This is a genomic window from Mycobacterium sherrisii, from assembly GCF_002102355.1.
GTDB lineage: Bacteria > Actinomycetota > Actinomycetes > Mycobacteriales > Mycobacteriaceae > Mycobacterium > Mycobacterium sherrisii.
In genome coordinates this window covers 1-11,894 of record NZ_LQPT01000003.1, presented here as the reverse complement: position 1 = coordinate 11,894, position 11,894 = coordinate 1, and the positions used below count along the sequence as shown (strand labels likewise).

13 protein-coding genes and 2 pseudogenes are annotated in these 11,894 nt (G+C 65.8%); 10 read left to right on the top strand and 5 right to left on the bottom strand.

What is annotated here, in order from left to right:
- Positions 1-207: 207 nt before the first annotated feature.
- From AWC25_RS00525 to AWC25_RS00515, 3 genes are read right to left on the bottom strand one after another with little or no spacing between them, the layout of a single operon-like run.
- Complete coding sequence (locus AWC25_RS00525; RefSeq protein ID WP_069402961.1) at positions 208-432, bottom strand: Rv1893 family protein; 225 nt, start codon at positions 430-432, stop codon at positions 208-210.
- Positions 433-475: 43 nt separating this feature from the next.
- The gene (locus AWC25_RS00520) at positions 476-781 is read right to left on the bottom strand and encodes a hypothetical protein (RefSeq protein ID WP_069402962.1); all 306 of its coding nucleotides are present in this window, start codon (positions 779-781) and stop codon (positions 476-478) included.
- Positions 782-786: 5 nt separating this feature from the next.
- Positions 787-1,185 (bottom strand): hypothetical protein, encoded by a 399-nt coding sequence (locus tag AWC25_RS00515; protein WP_069402963.1) that lies wholly within the window; start codon positions 1,183-1,185, stop codon positions 787-789.
- Between the two features lie 249 nt (positions 1,186-1,434).
- On the opposite strand from AWC25_RS00515, the gene AWC25_RS00510 reads away from it, so the two are divergent.
- The 3 genes from AWC25_RS00510 to AWC25_RS00500 all read left to right on the top strand — a co-directional run bounded on the left by AWC25_RS00510 (position 1,435) and on the right by AWC25_RS00500 (position 4,330).
- Positions 1,435-2,721 carry a cytochrome P450 gene (locus AWC25_RS00510; protein ID WP_085166203.1) on the top strand — a complete coding sequence of 429 codons (1,287 nt, stop codon included), beginning with the start codon at positions 1,435-1,437 and terminating at the stop codon, positions 2,719-2,721.
- A gap of 34 nt (positions 2,722-2,755) precedes the next feature.
- Positions 2,756-3,304, top strand: a complete 549-nt coding sequence (locus tag AWC25_RS00505) for a YceI family protein (protein ID WP_085166202.1) — start codon at positions 2,756-2,758, stop codon at positions 3,302-3,304.
- 96 nt (positions 3,305-3,400) lie between these two features.
- A complete protein-coding gene (locus tag AWC25_RS00500) occupies positions 3,401-4,330 on the top strand; it encodes an SAM-dependent methyltransferase (RefSeq protein ID WP_069402966.1) in 930 nt (309 codons plus the stop codon).
- A gap of 45 nt (positions 4,331-4,375) precedes the next feature.
- Here the strand turns inward: AWC25_RS00500 and AWC25_RS00495 are convergent, their stop codons facing one another.
- Positions 4,376-5,491 carry a DUF7159 family protein gene (locus AWC25_RS00495; protein WP_069402967.1) on the bottom strand — a complete coding sequence of 372 codons (1,116 nt, stop codon included), beginning with the start codon at positions 5,489-5,491 and terminating at the stop codon, positions 4,376-4,378.
- A 674-nt stretch (positions 5,492-6,165) separates the two neighbouring features.
- Here AWC25_RS00495 and AWC25_RS00490 point away from each other — a divergent pair.
- The 7 genes and pseudogenes from AWC25_RS00490 (at position 6,166) to AWC25_RS00460 (ending at position 11,448) form a co-directional block, all read left to right on the top strand.
- On the top strand, positions 6,166-7,146 hold the full coding sequence (locus AWC25_RS00490) for an esterase family protein (protein ID WP_069402968.1): 981 nt from the start codon (positions 6,166-6,168) through the stop codon (positions 7,144-7,146).
- Between the two features lie 16 nt (positions 7,147-7,162).
- Positions 7,163-7,744 (top strand): chorismate mutase, encoded by a 582-nt coding sequence (locus tag AWC25_RS00485; protein WP_085166201.1) that lies wholly within the window; start codon positions 7,163-7,165, stop codon positions 7,742-7,744.
- A gap of 125 nt (positions 7,745-7,869) precedes the next feature.
- Positions 7,870-8,283 carry a resuscitation-promoting factor RpfC gene (rpfC, locus tag AWC25_RS00480; protein ID WP_069402969.1) on the top strand — a complete coding sequence of 138 codons (414 nt, stop codon included), beginning with the start codon at positions 7,870-7,872 and terminating at the stop codon, positions 8,281-8,283.
- A 33-nt stretch (positions 8,284-8,316) separates the two neighbouring features.
- Positions 8,317-8,790 carry an SRPBCC family protein gene (locus AWC25_RS00475; RefSeq protein WP_142278638.1) on the top strand — a complete coding sequence of 158 codons (474 nt, stop codon included), beginning with the start codon at positions 8,317-8,319 and terminating at the stop codon, positions 8,788-8,790.
- Between the two features lie 37 nt (positions 8,791-8,827).
- On the top strand, positions 8,828-9,658 hold the full coding sequence (locus AWC25_RS00470) for an SDR family oxidoreductase (protein WP_085166204.1): 831 nt from the start codon (positions 8,828-8,830) through the stop codon (positions 9,656-9,658).
- A 28-nt stretch (positions 9,659-9,686) separates the two neighbouring features.
- A pseudogene (locus AWC25_RS00465) lies at positions 9,687-10,102 on the top strand (lipoprotein LpqH).
- Positions 10,103-10,127: 25 nt separating this feature from the next.
- Positions 10,128-11,448: pseudogene (locus AWC25_RS00460) on the top strand (cytochrome P450).
- Here AWC25_RS00460 and AWC25_RS00455 read toward each other — a convergent pair.
- The coding region (locus tag AWC25_RS00455; RefSeq protein WP_142278637.1) for an integrase core domain-containing protein at positions 11,445-11,894 on the bottom strand (450 nt) is incomplete at its 5' end. The pseudogene AWC25_RS00460 and the gene AWC25_RS00455 sit on opposite strands and share 4 nt — an antisense overlap.

The window sequence follows — 11,894 nt, the reverse complement described above, 5'->3', positions numbered from 1 at the left end:
GCCACGTGAGCGATCGGACGATCAGCGCAACGGGCCACGAGTCGACGACGGCCTTCAACGGACAACGGGGCATTACCGTGGGTCACGGACGGGTTCCTTCGGTAGTCAGGACGAGGGGTTTGGCGATTTCTCATCCTGCCGCCGAAGAACCCGTCCCCCGAACACCTCAACCCGTGTCGGCGTCTACAACCTCATGACCCGCAACAACTAGTCCTCTTCGACGTCGTACTTGCCGCCGGTGAAGACTTCCTTGGTCTTGTCCACGGCGTGCGTCGCGATGTCGATGGAGTTTTGAACGATGCTGCTGGCCCCGCCGGCAACATCGCCGCGAATGATGTCGCCGACGTTTTCGACGATGTCCGACGCCTTTTCTACGGCGTTGGTCGCGATGTCCTTGGCCGCGTCTATGGCGTCTTTGGGGTTGAGCGCCATCGGAGTCTCCTATCGTTGCCGGACTTTGCTCCGACGCTAGCTGTCAGTAGTTCACCAAGCTGCGCCAATAGTCCTCGGGAATCTCGGTGCCCGAGCGCAACACCCGCGCCAATCCGACGGCCATCGCGATGCCCAACAGTCCCAACCACAAACCGGCCAGTGCGATCGCCGCCCAGAGTACGGAGGTGATCGTCGGCCACGGCGACAGCACCGCCAGCACCGGAGCGAAGAAGAAACCGAGCCCGACATACCAGGCCGAGCCCGCCCGATCGGACGCCAGCACGAAGCGCAGCCACCGGGGAATCGGACCCTGGGGCGTCGGACCCTGAACCGGCGGATGCTTGGGCATGGCCGTTACCCGGACGGTGGGAAGAATCCTGCGCCGGTGAACCATCCCTCTTGCCAGCCCTGCGCTCCCAGGCACAGCATCGGAAGTCCGGCCTCGGACTGCGCCGCGCTCTGCGGGCCGGGGCACTTCGCGCCGGCCTGCTGCACGCCGTACAGCGGGTAGGAGATCACCCAGTAGCCGGTGGTCGCTGCCGGGAACTGGTTCGGTGGCGGGAAATGGCAGGCCTCCGCCTGTCCGCTGGGGCCGCGCCCGAAAATGAAGCGCTCGTAGTTGTCGCACGGCGCACCCAACGACGCCTGATAGTTCATGCCGGGCACGTCGCCCTCGTAGCCGGCCGCCGCGCTCGGCGCCGCGGTCAGGGCGCCGGCCGTCACGGCGGTGACGGCGAGTAGTTCGCGAATCATGCGTCCACCCTTCGCGTAAGCGTCACCTGGTCCGTTGATGCGCCGGTGACCTGGATCAACAGCATAACTTTTGTGGTGCAGGCCACAAAGCCCTGCCGGGCAAGGGCCGGGCGCAACGGCGGCCGGCGTGACTGAACGTGTTGCAATTCGGCCGATCGAAGTTGTGTCAATGCTTCCCAACCGTGGTGTCGCGATGGTTTATTTGGCACAGGACATACGACTAGATGACTTCGTATCGAGGAGTGGGCCGTGTCAATTGATAACTCGACCACCAAGCCGGTCCCGAATCTGCCTCCCGGCTTCGATTTCACCGATCCCGACATTCACGCCGAGCGGTTGCCGGTGGAAGAACTGGCCGAGTTGCGCCGCACCGCTCCGATCTGGTGGAACGAACAACCCGACGGTTGCGGCGGATTCGACGACGGCGGCTTCTGGGTCATCTCCAAGCACAAGGACGTCAAAGAGGTCTCGCTGCGCAGCGACGTGTTTTCCAGCCTGGAGAACACCGCCCTGCCCCGCTACCGCGAGGGCACCGTGCGCGAGCAGCGCGAAACGGGCAAGTTCGTGCTGCTCAACATGGACGCCCCGCAGCACACGCACCTGCGCAAGATCATCTCCCGCGGTTTCACACCCCGCGCCGTCGAGCGGTTGCGCGACGACCTCAACGAGCGCGCCCGGCAGATCGTTGCGGCCGCCGCGGCCGAAGGCTCCGGTGATTTCGTCGAGCAGGTGTCGTGCGAGTTGCCGCTGCAGGCGATCGCCGGCCTGTTGGGCGTGCCGCAAGAGGAGCGGATGAAGCTGTTTCACTGGTCCAACCAGATGGTGGGAGACCAGGATCCCGAGTTTGCCCGCAACGATGCGATGGGCGCCTCGGTCGAGCTGATCACCTACGCCATGCAGATGGCCGCCGACCGGGCGAAAAACCCCGGCGAGGACATCGTCACCAAGCTGATCCAGGCGGACGTCGACGGCCACAAGCTCTCCGACGACGAGTTCGGTTTCTTCGTCATCCTGCTGGCTGTGGCGGGTAACGAGACAACCCGCAACTCCATCACCCAGGGAATGATGGCCTTCACCGATTTTCCCGATCAATGGGAGCTCTACAAACGCGAGCGCCCGGCCACCACCGCCGACGAGATCGTCCGGTGGGCCACGCCGGTGACGTCCTTCCAGCGGACCGCGCTCGCGGACTACGAGTTGTCCGGAGTGCAGATCAAGAAGGGGCAGCGGGTGGTGATGGTCTACCGCTCCGCCAACTTCGACGAGGACGTCTTCGACGACCCGTTCACCTTCAACATCCTGCGTAATCCCAACCCGCATGTAGGTTTTGGCGGTACGGGTGCGCACTATTGCATTGGGGCGAACCTGGCGCGCATGACGATCGACCTGATGTTCAACGCGATCGCCGACGCGCTGCCCGATCTGGAATCGGTGGGCAAGCCCGAGCGGCTACGGTCCGGCTGGCTCAACGGCATCAAGCACTGGCAGGTGGACTACCACACCAACGGGACCGGCAAATGCCCCGTGGCGCACTGAGATCCGGAGCCGGCGCGCCGAATACAGTCGGTCTGTGACCCGGTCATGGACACTCGACGCCGCCGACGGTGATCTTTTGCTGCGTACCGGCGTCACGGGCCGGGCCGCGCGGTTGGGGCATCGCCTCACGATTGCGATGATGCGCTGGCGGGCAACCGTGGAGTGGTCCGGCGACGATCCGGTGGGCGCCGAGCTCGTGGTCGACGCGGACTCCTTCGAGGTGATCGGCAGTCAAGGTGGCGTCAAGGGGCTTTCGGGGCCGGAGAAGGCTCTGGTCCGTTCGAATGCGCTGAGTTCGCTCGACGCCCGCCGCTTCCCCCAGATCCGCTATGTCGCCGGCGGCATCGAGAAGACCACCCGCGGGTACCGCCTCGCCGGAACACTGACTCTTCGCGGCAGGCGACGCGAGCACGTCATCGATTTGCGCACGGAGGACCTCGGGGCTTCCTGGCAAATGTCTGCGCAATCGCGAATCCTGCAGTCGGACTACGGAATCAAGCTCGTCTCCCTGCTGATGGGCTCCGTCCAGGTCGCCGATGAGGTGGCAGTGGAGTTCGAGGCGGTCCACGCCAAGGGCGAGTGAGCTCGACCAGCGGTACGCGCCGACAAGTGTATCCTCGTGAAGGATTCATTACCGCAGCTAAGTATCAACTCGCTTGACTCGTCGGGAGAAGTCGAAATGCCTCGTACAGACAATGATTCGTGGGATCTGGCAACCAGTGTCGGAGCGACCGCCACGATGGTCGCCGCCGGGCGGGCCGTCGCCTCGAAGGCCAACCAGCCGCTGATCGACGACCCCTTCGCGGAGCCCCTGGTGCGCGCCGTGGGTATCGAGTTCCTCGCCCGCTGGGCTAACGGAGACATCGACGCGGCCGACATCGACGGCCCCGACGACGTCTGGGGCTTGCAGCGAATGGCCGACCTGATGGGCGCCCGGACGCGTTACTTCGACGCGTTCTTCCGGGACGCAATGGACGCCGGAATCCGTCAGGCCGTCATTCTGGCGTCCGGTTTGGATGCGCGGGCCTACCGGTTGCAGTGGCCGGCCGGCGCCAGGGTGTTCGAAATCGATCAGCCCGAAGTGATCCGATTCAAGAGCGCCACCCTGGCCGATCTGGGCGCCCGGCCGACGGCCGATCTGCGTGAGGTGGCGATCGATCTACGACAGGATTGGCCGGCAGCATTGCAGGCGGCCGGTTTCGACCCTGCCGCGCCCAGCGCGTGGATCGCCGAAGGCCTGCTCGCATTCCTCCCCGCGGATGCCCAGGATCGCTTGCTGGACAACATCGCCGAACTCAGCACGCCAGGCAGCCGGGTGGCCGCCGAGATCTTCGGCAACCGGCCGGGCGAAGATGGCGAGCAAGTGCCAGATGTCATCGGCCTTGCCGCCCAGCGCTGGCGCGCGCACGGCTTCGAGGTGGAGCTCGCCGATCTTCGCTACGACGTTGAACGCAACGACGTGGCGACATATCTGAACCAGCATGGTTGGCAGACGCAGCGCCAGACCATCAACGAGCTGTTCGCGGCGAACGGCATTCCGGAAATACCTTCGTCCGCAGACTTTTTCAACGCCGACACCTATTACTGCACCGCGATCCGGCCGGCCTGACCCCGGCCGCCGGGCCGGTGATGGCTTGACGCCGCTGCAGGCGGCTTAGGGCTGCGCCGGTTCCGGCGGCGGGGCCGGTTCGCCACTGTCGCCCGGGATGTGCTCGAGAACCCGCGTCAGATAAGGCTGCGGCTCATCCGGCTCGCGTTGCTGTTCGCCGGGCTCCTCCGCCGGTGCGTCCTGTCGCGCAATGGGTTCACCGGCCGCCGGCCGCGGCAACGACGGCTCGACCGCGGGCGGCGGCGCAACGGCGGGTCGATCCGCCTCGGCCACTTGCGGTGTCGTCCGGTGCGCCTGGTGCTTGCCCGGTGTCTCCCCCGCGGCCGGAGCGAATTGGATACCGACGGCCATCGCGAGTGACGAGACAAAGGTGACGGCGCCGGTGGCCAATGCGGCCGCGGCCCCGGCATAGGACAGGCGACCGGGCCGTGGCGGTGCCGCGGGCGCGGGTTGCTCCGTGCCCGCAATTAATTGCTCGTCGGTGAACTCGGTGCTGCGCGCCGCCGCCAGCGCGGCCCCGCGGGCGACGGTCACTTGTGCCATCGTCTGCGCGAAAACCGGTACCGGTAAAGCCTTTTCGAGCTGCCACGAAAAGCCGTCGATATCGCTGTCCGCGCCGACCACCACAACGGCCTGCGGACGCCAGCCGCCGCGGTCGAACATCTTGGTCAGCCACCCGCGCAGCCCGTCGAAGCCACCGCTGACGTGTTTGATGACGGTTCGGGTTTCGTCGTCGTGGCCGTCGACCATGACAACGGTTGCGCGCTCGTGTTCGAGGAGGCAGACGGCCGTCTGGTTGTAGCCGACGACGGGTGCAATGGCCAGCGCCAGCGTCTCGACGGCGTCCAGCAACCGAACCGGCACGATGTTGTCGAATCCGGCGTCGGTCAGCGCTTCCAGCAGCAGGGCGGCCTGGGCGGCGGCCGCGTCATTCCACGTCACGCCGATGACCCGCAAGCGGTGCTCTCCCGCACTGGCCTGCGCCTCCACCCGCAGCACCTCCTGGGCTACCTGGTCTGCGGTACTGACGGCCGGGACGCCGTGCTCGGCGCGCAACGCCGTCTCCTGATGGTCCAGGATGGTGCCGTCCGCGCCGTGTCCTTCAGCGAGGACCCACCCGAAAGTGGTCGGCGTCAGTGATAGCCCTAGAACCGTCTCCAAAGTTTCGCACCTCAATCGTCCCAAAATCGTCCCAACGTCCGGCGGCCCGACGACACCATCGCGCAGCGAAGGTCCGCTAGGGCGGTGATTCTGCAGGGCCGGAACGGACCGGGTTCTCGTTCGGTCTCCATCGGCTTGCTCCGAGAGAGCCTACGCGGTCCTGGCGGGTTCGGCTGCACCGATGTCGGATCCGCAGCACACCTCGGCGCACGACCAGAGCGGTCGCGAACCCCACGGAATTATCGATAACGTCAATCCGGGTCAATCCGGTGGGTTCGGCTCGCCTCGGTGATCCGCCGTCGCAAGCCGTCGTAGCCGTCGTCGATCCACGTAACCATGCGAGGAGATTTGACGGGTTCTGGCAGGGCGTGTCGAAATCGGACGACCAACGTGTTTTGCCGGGGCCGCGCGACCCGTGTTGTCTCACGCGGCCCGTCTCCCGCGCGGTGTCGGTGCACCCCGACCACCAGGCGTTTCGTTCTTTCACCCGCGCGGTGGGGGCCGCCGATGGGGATGTCAGCTTTGTCGGTCCGTAATCGCAGAACGTTTAATTTTTGCGCCACGCGATACAAAACCGAGATGACAACGCGTCCTAATCGACATTTAAGCTATTCACACGGTAAATTCTGCCGAGGGCACCACGCCACGACATACAACCGACAAGGGGCGCAGGTATGACAGACGTGAGCGAGAAGATCCGGGCCTGGGGGCGCCGGCTTGCGGTCGGTGCGGCAGCGGCGGTAGCCCTGCCGGGTCTGATCAATCTTGCCGGAGGGGCGCCGACTGCCAACGCATTTTCCCGGCCCGGCCTGCCTGTCGAATATCTGCAGGTGCCGTCGGCCGGCATGGGCCGCGACATCAAGGTCCAGTTCCAAAGCGGCGGCGACGGCTCCCCCGCGGTGTACCTCCTCGACGGGTTGCGGGCCCAGGACGACTACAACGGCTGGGACATCAACACGCCCGCCTTCGAGTGGTACTACAAGTCCGGCCTGTCGGTGGTCATGCCGGTCGGTGGCCAATCCAGCTTCTACACCGACTGGTACAAGCCTGCCTGCGGTAAGGCCGGCTGCTCCACATACAAGTGGGAGACCTTCCTGACCAGCGAACTGCCGCAATACCTGTCTTCGCAGAAGAGCGTCAAGGCGAACGGCAGCGCGGCAGTCGGGATCTCGATGGCCGGTGCCTCCGCGATGAACCTGGCGATCTACCACCCGGCCCAATTCATCTATGCCGGATCGCTGTCCGGCTACCTCAGCCCGTCCACCGGGCAGGGTTGGATCGGTTTGGCCATGGGTGATGCCGGCGGCTACAAGAAGGAAGACATGTGGGGGCCGGACAACGACCCCGCCTGGCAGCGCAACGACCCCCTGGTCAACGTCGGTCAACTCGTCGCCAACAACACTCGCCTCTGGGTGTACTGCGGTAACGGGACCCCGAACGAACTGGGCGGTGCCAACCTGCCGGCCACGTTCCTCGAGAGCAACTTCATGATCGGCGTCAACAAGAAGTTCCAAGAGGCCTACACCGCGGCGGGCGGCCACAACGCCGTGTTCAACTTCCCCAACTACGGAACACACAGCTGGGAGTACTGGGGCGCGCAGCTGAACGCGATGAAGCCCGACCTGCAGAGCACCCTGGGTGCCAGCGGCGGATAACACCCCCGCATTCTCGATGTCGCTACTGCGCCTGACGGCGATCGTCAGGCGCAGTAGCACGTTCGGGGCGATCGTCGTCGCGGTGTCGCTGCTGCCGATGGTGCCGGCGCGGGCGGACGCCAGCGAGCTGACCCAGCTGGTCGACGCGGCCGCGCAGCGGTTGCGCACCGCGGAGCCGGTAGCGGCGTTCAAGTGGAAAACCCATGGCGCGATCGAGGATCCGGTGCGGGTCCACCAGGAGCTCGCCGAGTCGAAAGCCGGCGCCGCCGGCGAGCACATCGACCCGAATTTCGTGGCCCGGCTGTTCGGCGACCAGATCGACGCCACCACCGGGGTCGAATACCGCCGTTTCGCGGATTGGACGCTCGACCCGTCCACCGCGCCGACCGAGGCACCCGATCTGTCCGCGTCACGGTCGACGATCGACGGCCTGAATAAGACGATGCTGGCGCAGCTCGCCGCGCACTGGGACCTGCTGCAGTCGCCGGCCTGCGGTGCGCAACTCGACGCCGCGCGGGCCGACGTCGTCCGCACCGACCAGCTCGATGACCTCTACCAACAGGCGCTGGCGCGGGCTACACGCTCTTGTTGCCCTTAAACGTCGACGTCGGGCAAACCATAGCGACCCGGCCGATTTCGTTGCCATAGAAATGCCATAAATTTCTTATCTCGCGAATCAATCGAATCGGTAACGCTTTCTGGACACACGCCGAATTGCTTGACATGAGAAACTTGGGGAAGCCTCTCGTCAAGTACGCGATTGCCGGCGGTATCGTCGCAGCGACACTTGGCCCGGCGACCGCCGAGGCCGGCGCGGCGCCGACACCCAACTGGGACGCGATCGCGCAATGCGAATCTGGCGGCAACTGGCACGCCAACACCGGGAACGGCGCCTACGGCGGACTGCAATTCAAGCCCGCCACTTGGGCCGAGTACGGCGGCGTCGGCAACCCCGCGGCCGCCTCTCGTGAGCAGCAAATCGCCGTCGCCAACCGGCTTTTCGCCGATCAGGGTGTCGAGCCGTGGCCGAAGTGCGGCGCCGCGTCCGGCCTGCCGATCGGTTGGTACTCGCACCCCGCGCAGGGCATCAAGGAGATCATCAACGGCCTCATCCAGGCGGCCACCCCGCACCGATGACCCGGACGGCTGTCCCTAGGTCCGCGACCGTCCATGTGTTTGGATCGGGCCATGGAAGGTTCGGCAACAGTTCATATGGCGGCACCCGCGGACAAGATTTGGGAGCTGATTTCCGACGTCCGCAACACGGGAAGGTTTTCCCCCGAAGTATTCGAAGCCGAGTGGCTCGGCGGTGCGAAAGGCCCGGCCCTCGGGGTGAAATTCCGCGGTCACGTTAAACGAAACGAGATCGGGCCGATTTACTGGACCGTCTGTGAAGTCACCGCATGCGAGCCCGGCCGCGAATTCGGGTTTTCGGTTTTTCTCGGCGACAGGCCGGTCAACAACTGGCACTACCGCCTGGTCCCGTCCGGCGCGGGCACCGACGTCACCGAGTCGTTCCGGCTGCGCCCGGCGCCATGGCTGGGCGTGTACTGGGTGTTTGGCGGCTTTTTGCGTAAGCGCCGCAACGTCCGTGATATGACCAAAACGCTGAATCGCATCAAAGACGTGGTCGAGGCGGGCTGACAGGAAGGCTGGGATGCCGGGCTCCGGAAACACGGCCGTGAGATCGGTCTTCATCACTGGCGCGGGCAGTGGCATGGGCCGCGAAGGGGCCAGGCTCTTCTATGCCAAGGGCTGGCGCGTGGGCGCCGTCGACCGCAACGCCGACGGGCTCACCGCCCTGGCCCAGGAACTGGGCGACGATCGGCTATGGACACGAACGGTCGACGTCACGGTCAAAGCCGATCTGGACGGCGCGCTGGCGGACTTCTGCGCCGGCAACGCCGGCGGCGGACTGGACATGATGTGGAACAACGCGGGCATCGGCGAGTCCGGCTGGTTCGAGGATGTGCCGTACGAGGCGACGATGCGTGTCGTCGAGGTGAACTACAAGTCCGTGCTGACCGGCGCGTACGGCGCGCTGCCCTACCTCAAGCAGACGCCCGGCAGCTTGATGTTCACGACGTCGTCGTCATCGGCCACCTACGGGATGCCGCGCCTGGCCGTTTATTCGTCGACCAAGCATGCGGTCAAGGGCCTTACCGAGGCGCTCAGCGTGGAATGGCGCCGGCACGGTGTGCGGGTGGCCGACGTCCTTCCGGGTCTGATCGACACGGCCATCCTCACCACGACACCCAACCGCTCCGACGACGGCGCCGCACCGATGACGCCCGAAGAGCTGCGCGCCAGGGCGCCGAAGAAGGGCATGTTGCGGTTGATGCCGGCCAGCAGCGTCGCCGAGGCGGCCTGGCGGGCCTACCAGCATCCGAAACGGCTGCACTGGTACGTGCCCAAGAGCATTCGCATGATCGACCTGCTCAAGGGTTGGAGTCCGGAGTTTGTCCGAGGCCGCATCGCCGCGTCGTTGCCGGCGCTGACCTCGAAGCGCTGACCTCGAAGCGCCAGTGAAGGAGTCGAAAGTGCGCCGGTACGGATTGATCCCGGTCGTGGGTGCCTTGGTCGCCGCCGCCGCGGGATGCGCAACCGCCCAGAACACACCCTTGGGTGCCGCGCACCTGACCATCAACGGGGTGGCCATGCGGCGCGTCCGCCAGCCTGCAGCCAGCTGCAGTCGTATCGGACCATCGACATCCCCGACCGCGACGGCCACGTCGAAGCCGTGGTCTTGCTCAGCGCTTCCCGGGCCATCCCGCAGTGGGTGAAGATTCGCAACATCGACGGATTCACTGGCAGCTTCTGGCTGGGTGGCGTCGGTGACGCGCACGTCGACGTCAACGACAACGCCTACACGATCGCCGGCAGCGCCTACGGCATCAACAGCGCCAACCCGAACAAGGTCGTCACGACCGATTTCAAGATCACCGCTTCATGTTGACCTTCGCCGTCGCCACGGAGGCGTTGTGAAGGAACGCTTGCACTGGCTTGCGCTGCACGGCTTCATTCGCGGCGCCGCGGCGATCGGCCGGCGGCGTGGGGACATGCAGGCCCGGCTGATCTCCGATCCGGCGGTGGCCGCCGACCCCGTGCCGTTCTGTGACGAGCTGCATGCGCGTGGTCCCATGGTGAAGAGCCGGGTTGGCTACCTGGCAGTCGACCACAGCGTCGTGCACAGCGTGCTGCGCTCCGAGGACTTCCGGGTGCTGATGCTGGGATCGAACCTGCCCGCGCCGGTGCGGTGGGTGGAACGCCGCACCCGCGAGGACTTGCTGCACCCGCTGCGCGAGCCGTCGCTGCTGGCCACCGAGCCGCCGGAGCATACGCGCTACCGCAAGACGGTGTCGGGCGTGTCCACCGCGCGGGCGGTCGCCGCGCTGCGGGACCGGGTCGAGCACCGCGGCGGCGCTGCTGGACGAGCTGGCCGGCGAGTCGGGCGTGGTGGATATCGTCGAGAGGTACTGCTCACAGCTTCCGGTCGCCATCATCAGCGACATCCTGGGTGTACCCGAACGTGACCGATCGCGGGTTCTGAAGTTCGGCGAACTGGCGGCCCCGAGCCTGGACATCGGATTGCGGTGGGGCCAATTCCGCAGCGTGCAGCGCGGCATCGCGGGATTCAATTCCTGGCTGGGTGACCACCTGCGGCAGTTGCGCCGAAACCCCGGCGACGATCTGCTGAGTCAGCTGATTCTAGCGGCCGAAAGTGGTTCCGACGAAACGTATCTCAGCGAAGCGGAACTCACCGCGATCGCGGGGCTGGTGCTGGCGGCCGGATTCGAGACCACGGTGAACCTGTTGGGCAACGGCATTCGGATGCTGCTCGATGCACCCGAGCATCTCGATACGTTGCGCGAGCGCCCCGCGGTGTGGCCCAACGCCGTCGAAGAGATCCTGCGGTTGGACTCCCCGGTGCAGTTGACCGCGCGCCGGGCCATCACCGACGTCGAGCTGGCCGGTCGCCGGATCGCCGGTGGGGACGTGGTGTTGCTGTATCTGGCCGCCGCCAACCGCGATCCGTCGGTGTTCGCCGACCCGCATCGCTTCGACATCGAACGCCCCAACGCGGGACGGCATCTCGCCTTTTCCGGCGGCCGGCACTTCTGCCTGGGTGCCGCCCTGGCACGGGCAGAGGGCGAGGTCGGGTTGCGGGCATTCTTCGAACGTTTCCCCGAGGTGCGCGCGGCCGGTCTTGGGACCCGACGGGACACCCGGGTGCTTCGCGGCTGGTCGAGCCTGCCGGTAGTGCTGGGGCGTGCGCGCTCGATGGCCCCGATCGGCGGCTAGTTGTATGAGGCCATGACATTGGTGACGCCGGTGGCGAGTCGTGATGCTGGTGGCTGGCCTGCGGCGGCAGAGTGTGGTCGATGGTAGTTGAAGTGGATGTTCCAGACTTTGAGTGCTTCGGCGCGTTGGGTTTCTGAGGTCCATGTCCTGGCGTAGAGGAACTCTTCGGCCAGGATGCGGTTGTAGCGCTCGACTTTGCCGTTGTGGCGCGGGGTGTAGGGCGTGATGAATTGGTGGCGTGCGCCGTGGAGCACGTGGGCGAAGTCTTTGGCCCGGTAGCAGGCGCCGTTGTCGGTGACGATCCGCTGGATGCGGTCGATGCCATGGACGGCGAACCATACCTGGGCGCGGTGCATGAATCCGATTGCGGTGACGGCTTTTTCGTTGTCAAGGGCTTCGGTGTAGGACAGTCGGGAGAACCCGTCGACGGCCGAATGCAGGTACAC